Source organism: Psychrobacter sp. D2, assembly GCF_013608135.1.
In the GTDB taxonomy this organism is placed as follows: Bacteria; Pseudomonadota; Gammaproteobacteria; order Pseudomonadales; family Moraxellaceae; genus Psychrobacter; species Psychrobacter cryohalolentis.
Genome location: NZ_JACDXZ010000002.1, coordinates 288,034 through 304,033, shown reverse-complemented (window position 1 = coordinate 304,033; position 16,000 = coordinate 288,034). Strand labels below are relative to the sequence as shown.

The window sequence follows — 16,000 nt, the reverse complement described above, 5'->3', positions numbered from 1 at the left end:
CGTCCACTTGCAAATTAAAAAACACATGGGTTAAAGGGGCGAGAAATATATCATGGGTTGATAGCGATATTATTTGGCAACATAACGATCAAGACGCGTTTCAAGCCTACCTTGGATAAAGGTCAAAAACAGACAAATACCCCAATAGATAACGGCCGCTTCGATATAGACCAACATAAACTCATAATTCCGCGCGGTGATAATCTGCGCTTGTTTAAACAGCTCAGTCACCAATACGAGCGATGCTAGCGAAGTATCTTTTACCAGACTGATAAAGGTATTAGATAGCGGCGGTACGGATACGCGTAGTGCCTGCGGCAAAATAACATGGCGAAAGGTCTGCAAATACGTCAAGCCGACAGTCGAACCGGCTTCCCACTGTCCTTTTGGAATAGACAAAATGGATGCGCGCACCGTCTCTGACGCATAAGCACCAATATTTAGCGAAAAAGCGATGATCGCTGACGGAAAAGGATCAAGCTTGACCCCAACACTCGGTAAACCATAAAAGATAATAAATAGCTGTACCAGCATTGGCGTGCCGCGAATGGCAGACACATAGATGCGAGCAAGTCTGTAGACAATCTCATGAACCCAACCAGCACGCGGCACGATACGAATCAGTGCCACGGTCAGCGCAATTGCCATACCGATCGCAAACGATATCAATGCCAGCGGTATCGAATAATAGATACCACCTTTAAGCATCGGCCAAAAAGACGAGATAACAATCTGCGCCCGATCAGGACTCATAAACGGCAATAATGCCAATAAATCTGCTAACACTGACGTTATAGAAGCTAGCATTATTTTTGTTGACTTATATCAGCACCAAAGAATTCTTGGCTCAGTTTGGTGAGCGTTCCATCAGCGGCCAATGCTGCCATGGCTTCGTCTAATTTTGCCAATACTTCATCATCACCTTTTATCAATACCAAGCCTGAACCGGTTTGCTCACTGACAGGGGCCGTCAATTTAATCTCAAGCGCCGCATCTGGGAATTTTTTTAGATAATCCAAAATGGCAAGATTGTCATTCATGGTAAAGTCAGCGCGATCTTGTTTAACCAGCTGGATCGCTTGAGCCATACCATCAACAGGGATGACTTCAGCTTGATAACGCTCTGCAAGCTCACCATAGTTGCTGGTCAGTGATTGAGCGCTACGTAGACCTTTTAAAGCCTCCCACGAGCTATAACGGTTATCATCTTTTGGGGCTAAAACCACTGCGCCCGACCAGCTATACGCTTGCGCTTTATCATATTTTGCTAAACGCTCAGGCGTGGTCAAGCTGACTTGGTTGGCAACCATATCAAAACGCTTGGCGTCCAAACCTGCGAGCATTGCATCCCACTGGGTTTCTTGAAACTCAACGGTCACGCCCAGTTTGTCAGCAACGGCACGCGTCACTTCGACATCATAGCCGGTCAGTTTGCCGCTCTCATCATGATAAGTGAATGGAGGATAAGTGCCTTCGGTACCGACGTTGATAGTGCCGCCGTTATTGATACGCTGTAGCAAATCAGAACCGCCACTTGCAGCGGTATCAGTTGCCTTGGTTTCAGCATCATTGGTAGGTGATTGACCACAAGCGGCAAGCAATACGGTACTTGCGGCAAGGGCTAAAAGCGTGCGACGTTTCATAAGACGTCCTTATCATAGTGAGTAAATAAAAGTGACTGAGTCAAATAAAGCAAAATATGTCCTGCCAATAAAATCGTACTGAAGAACAAGCAGATATCATCATAAATATCTGCTTGGTATTATTTGACTGTGACTGCTCAATTTGAGGATACACAGCATATTTTTCAATGCTGGTTTTATTTTATTCTTGAAAATTTGAGGCATTTTATGACAAATACTTATTCTAAATCTGCCCATTAAACATCTGCTCATGCGTATATTAACGCAATTTAGAAAGAATAAACGTACAAAAATAGTGAATATGCGTAAGGTTGTTATAGTTCCCCTGAAAACTGGTACCGCTCACCTGCATGCCACATTTTGACAAAAGTCAGTACTTGACCCGCTGAGTAAGTTTGACGACAAAGTACCAATGTAGGCGACTGCGCGGTAATCTGTAGTAACGCTGCAATCTCATCAGGTGCGGCTAGTGCTCGAATAGTATAGCTACCACGCTCCAGTGGGCTTTTTGCAATGAGATAATCACTGGTATTGACCACGCTAAAATCTTGCTCGATAAACTCTGGAACCTTTAGAGCATCTACCCAACGCTCTTCAAACTGTATCGGCTGACCATCTGCAAAATGGATGATCTTAACCTCATATAAAACAGCGGCTTCGCTATCAATATTCTTGATGCTTCTAATGTCAGTAGCGTCTTTTAACTCAGACGATTTAATAGCCTTATCAAGACCAAATTTACGCCGTAGCTCATCGTTTAGCATAGAAGCAGTAATGCCACGCTTACTGACAACTTTTGCTTGATAATCACGATTGGCAGACTTTAAATCTTGAGCGATATTACGCACTTCTACAAACGTATGATTAAACTGCTGCTGCGCAACAAACGTCCCCGACCCTTGACGGCGCTCCAATACTCGCTCTTCGCTCAATTCCTTTAAAGCACGGTTGACCGTCATACGAGAGACACCAAACTCTTCTGCCAACGCCATTTCGGTAGAAATCGCATTGCCCGCCTGCCATTTACCTGAATGAATATTGTCCAATATCGCATTTTTAATGCGTTGATATGCCGGAATCGCCTTTATCGTATCCATTTTTAACCGTTATTTTGACCAATAAGAATAGCGCCATAGTAACACGAGATAATCATACAAACCTCAGCAAAACCATATGGCAGCTGCCTGTTTGTCTAATCACTCACAAAAATAATGCTGCAATAAAGAAAAAAAACTTGCATGAAAAAATGATTCCTGATAATTTGTATATACAACTTTACGGCAGTATTAGTAAATTTAGCAAACTGACCGTACAAGACTCACTTTGATTGCCATATTGCCTCAACAGATATCATAAGGATAGGATCATGACTACTGATAATGGATTGAACAAAACTTCTGCATATACTCGCCGTGACGAGAGTCGCAATATCGCGGCGCCAACTGGCAGTACGCTACACTGTAAGAGCTGGCTGACCGAAGCCCCTTATCGTATGTTACAAAACAACCTACATCCTGATGTGGCTGAAAATCCAAAGAGCTTGGTCGTCTATGGCGGTATTGGACGCGCAGCCCGTAATTGGGAAAGCTATGATCAAATTTTAGCGTCATTGAAAGAATTAGAGGACGATGAAACCTTATTGGTGCAATCTGGCAAACCAGTTGGCGTTTTTCAAACCCACGAAAATGCGCCGCGCGTATTGATTGCCAACTCCAACCTTGTCCCGCGCTGGGCAACATGGGAGCATTTCAACGAGCTCGATCGTAAAGACTTGTTTATGTACGGTCAAATGACTGCGGGCAGCTGGATTTATATCGGCACCCAAGGCATCGTTCAAGGCACTTATGAAACCTTTGTCGAAGCTGGTTGTCAGCATTACGACGGTAGCTGGGCAGGACGTTGGATTTTGACTGCTGGCCTTGGTGGTATGGGCGGCGCGCAGCCATTGGCAGCGACCTTTGCTGGAGCCACCTCTTTAAATATCGAGTGTCAGCAGTCTAGTATTGATTTCCGTTTGCGTACGGGCTACGTCGATAAACAAGCTGACAATCTTGACCATGCCTATGAGCTGATTAAGCAACATACTGCAGCTGGTGAAGCCGTCTCAATCGCCCTACTTGGTAATGCAGCAGACATCTTGCCTGAGATGGTAAAGCGTGCCAATGCAGGCGAAATCAAACCTGATTTGGTTACTGATCAAACCTCCGCCCATGATTTGATTAATGGCTATCTACCAAGTGGCTGGACGGTTGAAGAATGGAAAGCCGCTCAAGAAAACCCAGAGCAACATGCTGATCTAACCAAGGCCGCTGCTCAGTCTTGTGCCGTACATGTACAGGCGATGCTAGACTTGCAGGCAATGGACATCCCAACGACTGATTATGGTAATAACATCCGTCAGGTGGCGTTTGATGAAGGCGTAAAAAATGCCTTTAATTTCCCAGGTTTTGTCCCTGCGTATATTCGTCCGCTGTTTTGCCAAGGCAAAGGTCCCTTCCGCTGGGTCGCATTATCAGGTGATCCAGAAGATATCTATAAAACCGATCAAAAAATTAAAGAGCTGTTCCCTGAAAACCAACATATTCATCGCTGGCTTGATATGGCAAAAGAGCGCATTCAGTTCCAAGGTCTGCCAGCACGTATCTGTTGGTTAGGTCTAGGGGAGCGTGATAAAGCAGGTCTTGCCTTTAATGAGATGGTCAAAAACGGCGAGCTTAAAGGTCCTATCGTCATCGGTCGTGACCATTTGGATACCGGCTCTGTTGCTAGTCCAAACCGCGAAACAGAAAGCATGAAAGACGGCTCAGATGCGGTATCGGATTGGGCATTATTAAACGGTATGCTGAATGTCGCAGGCGGCGCCACGTGGGTATCATTGCATCATGGCGGCGGTGTTGGCATGGGTTACTCGCAGCACTCAGGTATGGTCATCGTCGCCGATGGTACTGATGCCGCAGCCAAGCGTTTAGCGCGAGTACTGGTCAACGATTGTGGTTCTGGCGTTATGCGTCATGCCGACGCTGGTTATGAGCTGGCAATCAAAACTGCTAAGGATTACGGTCTGAACCTTCCTATGATTAAGTAATTCTCCATAAACACATAGATCACATGATTTTATCAAGGAAGATAATATGACCAAGCAAGATACCCTACAACTAGGGAAAACTGAGCAAGTTGCTAACACCGTGCCCGATACGACAACGCCAGAAACATTGCTGTCAAAACCCATTGCCTTACTGCAACTGATTGTCTTTAGTATGATCGGCTTGGTGATGTTTTTTGTGCCATTTACCATTGGTGAAAAAAGCACGATTTTGTTCGACCATGGCGCAACTTATCTGGTCAATCAGCAACATACTTTATCTGTAACTTTGTTATTTATGCTGATGATATTTGGGGTAAGTAAACCGTTTATTGATGGCTCATGGCGCAAAAACATCACCCATAAAATCCTAACTGTCTTTAAAGTACTGGGACTGGTATTAGCCGTGATGTATATCACTGGTAACGCTCCAGCCTTTATGATGGAAAAAGATATGCTGCCGTTTTTATTTGAAAAACTGGCGCTACCCGTTGGTATGATTGTGCCGCTTGGGGCTTTGATTCTGGCGTTTTTAGTGGGTTTTGGTTTGCTTGAGATGGTTGGTGTATTGATGCAGCCGATTATGAAACCTATCTGGAAAACGCCGGGCGCATCAGCGATTGATGCAGTTGCTTCTTTTGTGGGTAGTTATTCGATTGGCTTACTTATCACTAATCGTGTGTATCTGCAAAAGCAATATTCTGCGCGTGAAGCCATTATCATTGCGACTGGTTTTTCAACTGTATCAGCTGCGTTTATGGTAATTGTTGCCAAAACACTGGGATTGATGGAATTTTGGAATCTGTTTTTTTGGTCAACGCTAGTGATTACCTTTATTGTCACCGCTATCACTGCCCGTATTCCACCAATTAGTCGGTTTGATAATGAGGTTGAGCGTCCAAATTTAGACTACAAAAGAGGCACGCGTTTAAAAGCGGCATATGAGCTAGGTTTGTCCACGTCACGCCGTGCATCAGATTTTAAACAGATTCTATGGACCAACTTTCGTGATGGCTTGACAATGGCAGCCGCTATTGTGCCCTCTATTATCGCCGTTGGACTCACTGGTTTATTATTGGCCAAGTACACGCCAGTATTTGACGCTTTAGGTTTACTGCTTTACCCCTTTACCTGGTTGGGCGGTTTGCCAGAGCCACTCGTCGCTGCCAAAGGCATGTCTGCAGGATTGGCTGAGATGTTCTTGCCCGCATTATTGCTCAGTGAAGCGGATATGTTGACCCGTTATGTCGCAGGCGTCATCTCTATTAGCAGTGTGCTATTTTTTTCTGCCATGATTCCTTGTGTACTAGCAACTGAGATTCCTATCTCTGTTGGGAAAATGGTCATCGTTTGGTTCCAGCGTGTAGCACTTAGTATCTTACTGGCAGCAGCTTTTGGACATTTGGCAATGTCTTTCGGCTGGATAAGTTAGGATAGATTGCACATATTAATACAAGCACAACATCAATACTCCACCATATAATAAATACAGCTAATAACATTTAACACTAGGATTACCACCATGACTGCTATCAAAAAATTAACCCTACAGCCACGTCAGCTTAGCTTTGAGATACTACGCGATATCTATGAACAGCCAGTCATATTGACCTTGCCTGATAGCGCTTATGAGGCAATAGACGCCTCACACGAAGATGTGCAAACGATTATCCGCCGTGATAAAAGCGCTTATGGTATCAATACCGGTTTTGGTCTGTTGGCAAAAACCCGTATCAGCGATGATCAGTTAGAACTATTACAGCGTAATCTTATCGTGTCTCACTCGGTGGGTACTGGTGAAGCATTACCAGCCAATGTGGTTCGACTGATTATGGTGATGAAGGTGACCAGTTTGGCACAAGGTGTTTCTGGCGTCCGCCGCGCCGTGGTCGACAGCTTACTGGGCTTAATTAACAATCAAATTACCCCAAACATCCCTGCCAAAGGCTCAGTGGGTGCTTCAGGAGACCTCGCGCCTTTATCGCATATGACACTGGCGATGATGGGTGAAGGTCATGTTTATGTTGATGGTAAAAAAGTACTGGCCGCTGATGCTTTAGCACAGCATGGTCTTGAGCCAATCACCCTTGCGGCAAAAGAAGGTCTTGCCCTGATTAATGGCACTCAAGTATCCACCGCACTGGCACTACGTGGTTATTTCTTAGCACGTGATTTGCTTGAGACGGCAACCATCGTCGGCTCACTGTCTATCGATGCGGCTAAAGGCTCAGATGCGCCATTTGACGCACGCATTCATGAAGTACGTGGTCATCATGGTCAAATTGAAATCGCCAAAGCACATCGTCAGCTCATTAAAGGCAGTGCCATTCGCGCCTCACATGATGGCGAGCAAGACGACAGAGTACAAGATCCTTACTGCCTGCGTTGCCAGCCGCAAGTAATGGGTGCATGTCTCGATATCATCAATCAAGCAGGCAAGACACTGCTAATTGAATCAAATGCTGTAACCGATAATCCACTTATCTTTAACAATGAAGACGGTCCAGTTGCTATCTCAGGTGGTAATTTCCATGCTGAGCCAGTGGCCTTTGCTGCTGATATTTTAGCCTTGGCCATTGCCGAGATTGGCTCTATGTCTGAGCGCCGTATTGCTTTGCTGATCGATGCGACTTTATCAGGTGGTTTGCCGCCATTCTTAGTGGATAATGCTGGGGTCAACTCAGGCTTTATGATTGCTCATGTGACCGCAGCAGCGCTCGCCTCAGAGAACAAATCTATCGCCCATCCTGGTAGTGTCGACAGCATTCCAACTTCTGCTAACCAAGAAGATCATGTGTCGATGGCAACCTATTGCGCCCGTCGCTTATATGAGATGGCGCAAAATACCGCTACCATTATCGGTATTGAGCTCTTGGCTGCTGGTCAAGGTATTGACTTCCATCGTGGGTTAGAGACCTCAGAGCCTTTGACTTTGGCACATCAGAAACTTCGCGAGCAAGTGACCTTTTATGATAAAGATCGTTACCTAGCCCCTGACATTGAAGCGGCAAAGCAGCTGGTATTAGATGGTACGCTTGCTGAGCATTGGCAGTCATTGCGTAGTAATTGGTACGACTCTAAATAAAGGCTGATTGCAAAAAGGAATCTGGCGATGACATCTCTAACAAATAAAGCAGCAAGCACGATTACCCATACAGAAGCCGTGAGCCATACGGCAGCTAATATGAGTCGCTGGACAGGACGTGCGGAGCCGTTTGAGACAGCTCGCGCTCGCTACTGGTATCAAATAGCGCAGCCTTATGCCTTTGATAGCACCAGTCAGCAAAACGGCCAGCGTATTGGGCTGGTCGGTTTCGCTTGTGACCAAGGTGTCAGGCGCAATCAAGGACGTGTGGGCGCAAGAGCCGCACCGCCATTGATTCGTCAGGCGTTTGCTGCACTGCCAGTCATCGCTGAGCTACAGCAGCGCTTTGACAATCAACTGCCAACCTTACTGGGTGATGCGGGTGATATTCACTGCCATGATCATGATGAATTTGCCGCAAACATGCTAGAACAAGCACAACTCAATTATGCCGATAAGGTAAGCCAGATTATCAAGCAAGGTGGCTTACCCATCGGTCTTGGCGGTGGTCATGCTATTGCTTATGGTAGTTTTTTAGGATTGTGGCAAGCGCTGCAGCAGACAGACGCTACCAATAATACAGACGCGCTGCTGCGTATTGGCATTATTAACTTTGATGCTCATCTTGATATTCGTCAGTCTGATGTCGCTACCTCGGGTACGCCATTTCGACAAATTGCCGAGCATCTTGACGAGCAAGGTCAGCCATTTAATTATTGTTGTATTGGCGTCAGTCGTTTCTCTAACACCGCTGCGCTCTTTGATCGTGCTGAGCAATTGGGCGTGCATATCATCAGTGATGAAGAGTGTACCAATAAAAAATGGAAAAAAATTGCTGCTCAAATAACCAGTTTCATCGAGAGCGTCGATATTATTTATTTAACCATTGATATGGATTGCTTACCATCTAGCGTCGTACCTGGTGTCAGTGCACCTGCTGCCTATGGTATTGAGCTCAGTTTCGTTGAGCGCGCGGTCAAACTTATCTTGTCCTCTGGTAAGGTAAAAGTAGCCGATATTGCTGAGATCAACCCTACTTTTGATATTGATTCGCGTAGCTGCAAAGTTGCCGCTCGTCTTTTGGCTACTATTATCGAGCAGCATTTACTAAATTTATAGATAAAGGCTTATAAGTTTAACTTTAGAAATGAATTTTATATATTTACCTGATTATCAGTATTAAGCAGGAGCTTATTATGAACAACTCTAGCGAACAGATACTTGACGACTCTATCAATACTACCGATGCTATGGATGCCTTAACAACGTTTGACCATATTATTATCAATGCCAATCTTGCGACGTTTTCTACGCAATATGGTTTCGATATTTATGCTGACAATAAGGACAGCGCCGCCGCAAAAAGTACACCTTATGGTCAGTTAGAAAATGCGGCTATCGGTATCAAAGATGGCAAAATTGCATGGATTGGGGCGCATGCGCAAATGACGCCCTATCTCATCCATTATCAAAGTCAGCAAATCAAAGATGCCAATGGTCATTGGATAACGCCCGGACTCATCGACTGTCATACTCATATCGTCTATGGCGGCAACCGCAGCAATGAGTTTGAAGCGCGTTTACATGGTGCTAATTATCAAGATATCGCTGCCAAAGGCGGCGGTATTGTCTCAACAGTTCGTTCTACGCGTGAGGCTAGTTTTGAGGCGTTATTTGCGCAAAGTGAAAAGCGCTTGCTTGCCCTTATTAAAGAAGGCGTGACCAGTATCGAGATTAAGTCCGGCTATGGCTTAGACCTAGAAACTGAACGTAAGATGCTGAAGGTAGCGCGCCAGCTTGGCGAAAAGCATGATATTCATGTTAGTACCACTTATTTAGCCGCTCATGCGCTACCGCCTGAGTACAAAGACAATGCCGATGACTATATCGAGCAAGTTTGCCAGTGGTTACCAATCTTGCATAGCGAGGGCTTGGTCGATGCAGTCGATGGCTTTTGTGAAAATATCGCTTTTACTGCTGAGCAGATTAAGCGCGTCTTTGAAGTCGCACGCTCATTAAACTTACCAGTGAAACTGCATTCTGAACAGCTATCAAATATAGGCGCTAGCGCTTTAGTAGCAGAATATAAAGGGTTATCAAGCGATCATCTTGAGCACTTAGTAGAAGATGATATCAAAAAAATGGCAGCAAGCAACACTGTTGCCGTGCTATTACCGGGCGCGTTTTATACCTTGCGTGATACCAAGTTACCACCGTTCGAAGAACTGCGTAAACATCAAGTACCAATGGCAATTTCGACTGACTGTAATCCAGGTACCTCACCGCTGACATCGCTGTTACTAGCGATGAACATGGGCTGTACGCTATTTTATATGACCCCTGAAGAAGTATTGGCAGGGGCAACGGTTCATGCAGCTCAAGCGTTAGGTCTAGCTCATAAAGGGCGTATAGAAGTTGGCTGTGATGCGGATTTGGCACTTTGGGATATCACTCGCCCTGCTGATTTAGCCTATCAAATGGGGCTAAATCCTATTGAAGGTATTATGATTAAAGGTGCATGGCGTTAAACTTTACCACTCGTTTTTGACCACGCTCTTTTAAATCCTAAAAAGCCCCAATCAATGAATGATTGAGGCTTTTTGGTTTATGAAAAGAATTTATGACATTAACAACTTATGTCTTATAGTGAGTTCAATATAAAAGAGTTACGTTCAGAATAGCATTATGCTGGGATAAATTTCTCTCGCTTGATGTGCGCTTCGCACTCCAGAGGCTTCGCAAAACTTATCCCAACAGTACTGTATTCTTTTTAAATTGAATCGACTGTACTATGATCTATAAACCGCTCTTAGTTCAAGATACCATAAGCAACTAAGGCATCGGCAACACGTTTAAAGCCGACGATATTAGCGCCAGTCATATAATCGATATAACCTTTATCAGTTTGATGGTATTTTTCTGAGGCTTCAGCAGCGCCGTCATGAATATTTTTCATAATAACTTTTAAACGCGCATCAATCTCTTCAAAAGTTTTGTACTGACGTACAGAGTTCTGTGACATCTCAAGACCAGATACCGCTACGCCGCCTGCATTTGCCGCTTTACCTGGAGCATAGTGCACACGGTGCAAGCGGATATGATCAATTGCTTCTGCAGTCAATGGCATATTAGCGCCTTCAACCACGTACTTAATGCCGTTCTCAACCATCAGCTTAGCGTCGTCTTCATTCACTTCGTTTTGCGTGGCTGATGGAATAGCAATATCGCCTTTGATATGCCAAGGCTTTTGTCCAGCGAACCATTCACCGCCATAGACAGCTACGTAATCTGCTAATGGTTGGCTTTTTGCTTTTTGCGCTTTTAACCAGTTGATTTTTTCTTGATTTAGACCCGCCCCATCATACAAGGTACCTTGCGAATCAGATACGGTGACCACAACACCGCCCAGCATATGAGCTTTTTCAGCAGCATGTAGAGAGACGTTACCCGCGCCTGAAACCAGTACTCGCTTACCATCTATGCGCTCATTTTGAGCCGTTAGCATATTTTCTAAGAAGTAAACCGCGCCATAGCCCGTCGCTTCCGTACGCATCAAACTGCCACCAAACCCTACGCCTTTACCAGTCAATACACCGCCGTATTCGCGGGTCAGGTTTTTATACATGGCAAACATATAGCTGATTTCGCGTCCGCTAACGCCGATATCACCTGCCGGTACGTCCGTATCTTTATTGATATAGGGATGCAGCTCACGCATGAAAGCATAGCAAAAACGACGGATTTCGTTGTCTGATTTGCCCTTTGGATCAAAATCAGAACCACCTTTAGCGCCGCCCATTGGCAAACCGGTCAAGGCATTTTTAAAAATTTGCTCAAAACCTAAGAACTTTAAAACCGATTGATTGACGGTTGGATGAAATCTAATACCACCTTTATAAGGACCTAACGCGTTACTAAATTGGACACGCCAGCCGCGATTAACCTGTACTACACCTTTATCGTTTTCCCAGTTGATACGGAAACCCATCACGCGGTCAGGCTCAACCAAGCGCTCAAAAACTTTGAAAGCATCATATTCAGGATGAGAGTCATATAGTGGCGCAATCGTGATTGCAACTTCTTTTACTGCCTGAATAAACTCAGGTTGATGGGCATAACGTGCTTCGATTTTTTCGATTGCCTGACTGATACTCATATAAGTTCCTTAGGGTAGAAATTGTAATCGTGCTGATTTACACCGGCGCACTATCGCATACCCGAAAATGATAGGATGGTGAACACAGATGTAGGATTGATGTCGCTGCTATACGCTATTTGGTATGACAACTGGTGGGATTAGAATCCAACGGTTTGGGTCGCTAAATTATGATAAAGAAGCCCAGACTATTTTTATCTCACAACTGTATATCATTTTTTTGATGTATACGTCTAGTAAATATCAGCATCATCAAAAGTTATGGATAAGTTTTTATCATTAAAATATCTGAAAATAGTGCGTAGTAAACACTTAATAATTAAAAAAAGGTGATTAGTTCAGAAAGCTTTAGACGACTAAAGCAAATATTGAAGCATTTGTCTTTAACAATGAATAATGGTTTCATTAGCACTATCAAAAGGCGTCGATGAAGAGCGCATTCGAGCTATGCAGCTTTTATTGTCACTGGGTGATCGTATAGGCCGCGAATTGGCTTGTGGTAGCACCGACCGTATTATGATTCAAGGTGTGAAAAACTATGTAATCATGACTTCATCAGGTTATAAGACTGCAATGAATATTAGGGCTAAACTGAATGCCAAACTTGGCTTAATATTCTTAGATATTGAATGTGCTTTGGAGGCATTGATGAAATTAATGGGATAAGTGGTGTTAAAGAACCATCAACGCTGTTTGATACCTCATCTAGCTATCAATCGCTTTATCAATAACACTTTAAATGAAAATAGGCACCTTGTCTTATAAAAATTATTTAAGGCATTGCACACTGTTTATATGCAATGCGTCATTAGCACATTTAAGTAATGGAAATAGCCATTCACAATGAGATGTTAATACATTAAGGCACCTGATGTGGCAACGCTCATTCTAAAGCTACTTAAACTGACTGCCACTGCTCACGAGTCAGATTATATAAGACATGTTCAGCGAGTAAATGATTTGACTCAAGTGCAGGATGATAAAAATTGTTTTGCGTATCAGTCATCCTGATACGCTTCATAAGCAGTTGAGAGCGCTTATTAATCACAGCAGTAAATGCAACTACCTCCTCAAGCGCTAGCTCGCTGAAAGCAAAATCTAAAGACGCGCGAGCAGCTTCAGTTGCATAGCCTTGTCCCCAAAACTCCTTACGCAGTCGCCAAGCAATCTCAACACAGGGAGCAAAAGACATATCAGCATGCGTCTGATTTAAGCCAACAAAACCAATAAAGGCATCATTTTTTTCTGAACTCTCTTTTAAACTGAGCGCCCAAAATCCCCACCCATTATCTGCAATCAGCTGCTGGCATTTATTCGCAATAATATCGCTCACTTTAGCTGATAAAAGCTTGGGGAAATACTTCATAACCTCTGGATCGGCATTCATAGCAGCAAATATTGCAAAATCGCTTGCTTGCCACTGTCTAAGATAAAGACGCTCTGTTTCTATATAAGGTTTCATTCGGTACTCTATAAAGCTCATTAAATTGCCTATTTACATAATTTCTCAAGCCATTCTTATGATGGCTACCCAGTTTAAGCCGCCACAATCAATAGTCGGCTTATGATTATGGCTGGTAGTTATCATTAGTAACTTATCCGCCATTGTAATCACCTAGCCTTTCTCTTAGTATCGTTTGATAAGTATCGTTTGATAAGTATCGTTTGATAAGTATCGTTTGATAAGTATCGCTTAATAAGCATATTGATTACAGTCAGCTTCAGGTAAGAAAGCTTACTTCAAATGGTACTTCATTAGATAAAAACAGACAATAAATTAGGTAAAACATATGGAAAACTCAAAGCAGTTAACATCAGAGCAGCCACTACGCATCGATATCGTATCAGACGTGGTCTGCCCTTGGTGTGTCGTCGGCTATCGCCAACTAGCAGCAGCACTAGAGCAAACCAATACTGATCATGAGATACATTGGCATCCGTTTGAGCTAAATCCTAATATGCCAAGCGAGGGTCAAAACATGCGTGAGCATATCATGGAGAAATATGGCTCAAGCAAAGCCGAGTCAGAAGCTAGCCGCACTAGAATAGCCGAGGCAGGTTCTGATGTCGGCTTTCAGTTTAATTTTAATGATGACTTGCGTATGCACAACACCTTTAATCTGCATCAGCTTTTGCATTGGGCTGAGCAGCAAGGGCGTATGCATGAGTTAAAGCAGGCATTATTTATCGCGCACTTTACCGATAATAGAAACCTCTCTGATATCAGGGTGCTTGCCGATATTGCTGCAGAGATTGGGTTAGATGGTAAAGAAGCGTTGACGGTTTTAGAAGACCAGCGGTTTGCCAATGACGTACGTGAGATAGAGCAGCATTGGCAAAGGCAAGGTATTCAAAGTGTCCCTGCTATCATTTTTAATGAGCAGCACTTGGTTAGTGGCGCACAAGGCGTGGACAATTATGTCAATATTTTAGAGCAGCTAGGCAATATGAAAGAGTAAATTAAGATTTTTTAGTAGGGCCATTTGTATGAATAAAGAGAAACTAATCACCCTATCAGATGAAACTGAGATCCTTATCTTAGATCAACTACGGGTTTATATGAATGATGAATTCGATATCGATATTGGTAATTTACCGGCGAAGTTCTTATTGGATTTTATCATCGAAACCGTAGGTCCGCATTTTTATAATCAAGTCGTCGATGACATGGAGCCATGGCTATACGAGAGGTTTACGGGGATGTTAGAAGATATGCATAGCTTTAAAAAGGACTAAAAGATAGACAGAAAAAAGCCGCTCCTATGATACCTATGATAGGAGCGGCTTTTTTCTGTCTATAGTACTAATTTTATAACTGTTACAAGTTAAAAATGAATAACCGTACGAATACTCTCGCCTTTATGCATCAAATCAAACGCTTCATTGATGTCCTCTAATGGCATCGTATGAGTGATAAAGTCATTTAATGGAATATCACCTTGCATATAACGATCGACATAGCCGGGCAGCTCTGAACGTCCTTTGACGCCCCCAAAAGCTGAACCACGCCAGACGCGACCAGTCACTAGCTGGAATGGACGGGTTGAGATCTCTTTGCCTGCACCAGCGACACCGATGATGACCGACTCGCCCCAACCTTTATGACAGCACTCAAGCGCTGAACGCATAACATCGACATTACCGATACACTCAAATGAGTAATCTACACCGCCATCCGTCATCTCGACGATAACCTCTTGGATAGGTTTGTCATAATCTTTAGAGTTGATGCAATCAGTTGCGCCTAGCTTTTTGGCGAGCTCAAATTTATCTTCGTTAATATCAATACCGATAATACGACTGGCTTTTGCCATTTTTGCACCGATAATAGCCGCTAAGCCAATACCCCCAAGACCGAAAACCGCAACGGTCGCGCCTTCTTCAACCTTAGCGGTATTCATGACTGCACCCAGACCAGTGGTCACACCACAACCAAGTAAGCAAACTTTTTCTAACGGTGCATTGGCGTCAACTTTGGCTAAAGAGATCTCTGGCAATACCGTATATTCAGAGAAGGTTGAGCAACCCATATAATGGAAAATTGGCTGACCGTCTTTATAAAAACGGGTGGTGCCATCTGGCATCAAGCCTTTACCTTGAGTCTCACGTACCGCTGAGCATAAGTTGGTTTTACCTGAAGTACAGAACTTACATTCGCCACATTCTGCGGTATATAAGGGAATGACATGGTCACCCACTTGGACGCTAGTCACGCCTTCACCGATTTGCTCAACGATACCGCCACCTTCATGACCTAGGATAGCTGGGAATACACCTTCTGGGTCTTCACCAGATAAGGTAAACGCATCGGTATGGCAGACGCCACTGGCGATGATTTTAACCAATACTTCGCCTTTGCGCGGTAGCATGACGTCCACTTCTTCAATCGATAATGGCTGATTAGGGCCCCAAGCAATGGCGGCTTTTGATTTGATAAATTTATCTGACATAAAAGTCTCTCTTTTTAATGGTTGAATTTTAATAGTGTGATTATTTTATATTACTTCCCTGCTAATGATAATATAGCATATTTG

Annotated in this window: 14 protein-coding genes; 8 read left to right on the top strand and 6 right to left on the bottom strand. The window is 43.9% G+C overall.

Features of this window, described 5'->3' with window-relative positions; translation table 11 throughout:
- Window positions 1-69: 69 nt before the first annotated feature.
- The 3 genes from H0262_RS03990 to H0262_RS03980 form a co-directional block, all read right to left on the bottom strand.
- Window positions 70-753 carry an amino acid ABC transporter permease gene (locus H0262_RS03990; RefSeq protein WP_181209871.1) on the bottom strand — a complete coding sequence of 228 codons (684 nt, stop codon included), beginning with the start codon at window positions 751-753 and terminating at the stop codon, window positions 70-72.
- A 53-nt stretch (window positions 754-806) separates the two neighbouring features.
- Window positions 807-1,643: an amino acid ABC transporter substrate-binding protein gene (locus tag H0262_RS03985; RefSeq protein WP_181209768.1), complete on the bottom strand. Its 837-nt coding sequence runs from the start codon at window positions 1,641-1,643 to the stop codon at window positions 807-809.
- 314 nt (window positions 1,644-1,957) lie between these two features.
- Window positions 1,958-2,740, bottom strand: a complete 783-nt coding sequence (locus H0262_RS03980; RefSeq protein ID WP_181209767.1) for a UTRA domain-containing protein — start codon at window positions 2,738-2,740, stop codon at window positions 1,958-1,960.
- A 269-nt stretch (window positions 2,741-3,009) separates the two neighbouring features.
- Here H0262_RS03980 and hutU point away from each other — a divergent pair, with 269 nt between their 5' ends.
- From hutU to hutI, 5 genes are all read left to right on the top strand, one after another.
- On the top strand, window positions 3,010-4,728 hold the full coding sequence (gene hutU, locus H0262_RS03975) for a urocanate hydratase (protein ID WP_181209766.1): 1,719 nt from the start codon (window positions 3,010-3,012) through the stop codon (window positions 4,726-4,728).
- A 46-nt stretch (window positions 4,729-4,774) separates the two neighbouring features.
- Window positions 4,775-6,157, top strand: a complete 1,383-nt coding sequence (locus H0262_RS03970) for a YjiH family protein (RefSeq protein ID WP_181209765.1) — start codon at window positions 4,775-4,777, stop codon at window positions 6,155-6,157.
- A 90-nt stretch (window positions 6,158-6,247) separates the two neighbouring features.
- Complete coding sequence (gene hutH, locus H0262_RS03965) at window positions 6,248-7,810, top strand: histidine ammonia-lyase (RefSeq protein ID WP_181209764.1); 1,563 nt, start codon at window positions 6,248-6,250, stop codon at window positions 7,808-7,810.
- A gap of 27 nt (window positions 7,811-7,837) precedes the next feature.
- Complete coding sequence (gene hutG, locus H0262_RS03960; protein WP_133105105.1) at window positions 7,838-8,929, top strand: formimidoylglutamase; 1,092 nt, start codon at window positions 7,838-7,840, stop codon at window positions 8,927-8,929.
- A gap of 77 nt (window positions 8,930-9,006) precedes the next feature.
- Window positions 9,007-10,338: an imidazolonepropionase gene (hutI, locus tag H0262_RS03955; protein WP_409033818.1), complete on the top strand. Its 1,332-nt coding sequence runs from the start codon at window positions 9,007-9,009 to the stop codon at window positions 10,336-10,338.
- Between the two features lie 281 nt (window positions 10,339-10,619).
- Here the strand turns inward: hutI and gdhA are convergent, their stop codons facing one another.
- Complete coding sequence (gene gdhA / locus H0262_RS03950; RefSeq protein ID WP_011514255.1) at window positions 10,620-11,966, bottom strand: NADP-specific glutamate dehydrogenase; 1,347 nt, start codon at window positions 11,964-11,966, stop codon at window positions 10,620-10,622.
- 396 nt (window positions 11,967-12,362) lie between these two features.
- Here gdhA and H0262_RS03945 point away from each other — a divergent pair, with 396 nt between their 5' ends.
- The gene (locus H0262_RS03945) at window positions 12,363-12,632 is read left to right on the top strand and encodes a hypothetical protein (protein WP_181209763.1); all 270 of its coding nucleotides are present in this window, start codon (window positions 12,363-12,365) and stop codon (window positions 12,630-12,632) included.
- Window positions 12,633-12,864: 232 nt separating this feature from the next.
- Here the strand turns inward: H0262_RS03945 and H0262_RS03940 are convergent, their stop codons facing one another.
- Window positions 12,865-13,428: a GNAT family N-acetyltransferase gene (locus H0262_RS03940; RefSeq protein WP_181209762.1), complete on the bottom strand. Its 564-nt coding sequence runs from the start codon at window positions 13,426-13,428 to the stop codon at window positions 12,865-12,867.
- Window positions 13,429-13,756: 328 nt separating this feature from the next.
- Between H0262_RS03940 and H0262_RS03935 the strand changes: the two genes are divergently transcribed.
- Window positions 13,757-14,425 carry a DsbA family protein gene (locus H0262_RS03935; protein WP_181209761.1) on the top strand — a complete coding sequence of 223 codons (669 nt, stop codon included), beginning with the start codon at window positions 13,757-13,759 and terminating at the stop codon, window positions 14,423-14,425.
- A 28-nt stretch (window positions 14,426-14,453) separates the two neighbouring features.
- Complete coding sequence (locus H0262_RS03930) at window positions 14,454-14,702, top strand: DUF2164 domain-containing protein (protein WP_181209760.1); 249 nt, start codon at window positions 14,454-14,456, stop codon at window positions 14,700-14,702.
- Window positions 14,703-14,791: 89 nt separating this feature from the next.
- On the opposite strand, the gene H0262_RS03925 is transcribed toward H0262_RS03930, so the two are convergent.
- Window positions 14,792-15,916: an S-(hydroxymethyl)glutathione dehydrogenase/class III alcohol dehydrogenase gene (locus tag H0262_RS03925; protein WP_181209759.1), complete on the bottom strand. Its 1,125-nt coding sequence runs from the start codon at window positions 15,914-15,916 to the stop codon at window positions 14,792-14,794.
- Window positions 15,917-16,000 lie beyond the last annotated feature (84 nt).

Excerpts from the sequence above, each read along its gene's own strand:
- H0262_RS03990 (WP_181209871.1), bottom strand. The coding sequence starts at position 753 with ATGAGTCCTGATCGGGCGCAGATTGTTATCTCGTCTTTTTGGCCGATG.
- H0262_RS03985 (WP_181209768.1), bottom strand. The coding sequence starts at position 1,643 with ATGAAACGTCGCACGCTTTTAGCCCTTGCCGCAAGTACCGTATTGCTT.
- H0262_RS03980 (WP_181209767.1), bottom strand. The coding sequence starts at position 2,740 with ATGGATACGATAAAGGCGATTCCGGCATATCAACGCATTAAAAATGCG.
- hutU (WP_181209766.1), top strand. The coding sequence starts at position 3,010 with ATGACTACTGATAATGGATTGAACAAAACTTCTGCATATACTCGCCGT.
- H0262_RS03970 (WP_181209765.1), top strand. The coding sequence starts at position 4,775 with ATGACCAAGCAAGATACCCTACAACTAGGGAAAACTGAGCAAGTTGCT.
- hutH (WP_181209764.1), top strand. The coding sequence starts at position 6,248 with ATGACTGCTATCAAAAAATTAACCCTACAGCCACGTCAGCTTAGCTTT.
- hutG (WP_133105105.1), top strand. The coding sequence starts at position 7,838 with ATGACATCTCTAACAAATAAAGCAGCAAGCACGATTACCCATACAGAA.
- hutI (WP_409033818.1), top strand. The coding sequence starts at position 9,007 with ATGAACAACTCTAGCGAACAGATACTTGACGACTCTATCAATACTACC.
- gdhA (WP_011514255.1), bottom strand. The coding sequence starts at position 11,966 with ATGAGTATCAGTCAGGCAATCGAAAAAATCGAAGCACGTTATGCCCAT.
- H0262_RS03945 (WP_181209763.1), top strand. The coding sequence starts at position 12,363 with ATGGTTTCATTAGCACTATCAAAAGGCGTCGATGAAGAGCGCATTCGA.
- H0262_RS03940 (WP_181209762.1), bottom strand. The coding sequence starts at position 13,428 with ATGAAACCTTATATAGAAACAGAGCGTCTTTATCTTAGACAGTGGCAA.
- H0262_RS03935 (WP_181209761.1), top strand. The coding sequence starts at position 13,757 with ATGGAAAACTCAAAGCAGTTAACATCAGAGCAGCCACTACGCATCGAT.
- H0262_RS03930 (WP_181209760.1), top strand. The coding sequence starts at position 14,454 with ATGAATAAAGAGAAACTAATCACCCTATCAGATGAAACTGAGATCCTT.
- H0262_RS03925 (WP_181209759.1), bottom strand. The coding sequence starts at position 15,916 with ATGTCAGATAAATTTATCAAATCAAAAGCCGCCATTGCTTGGGGCCCT.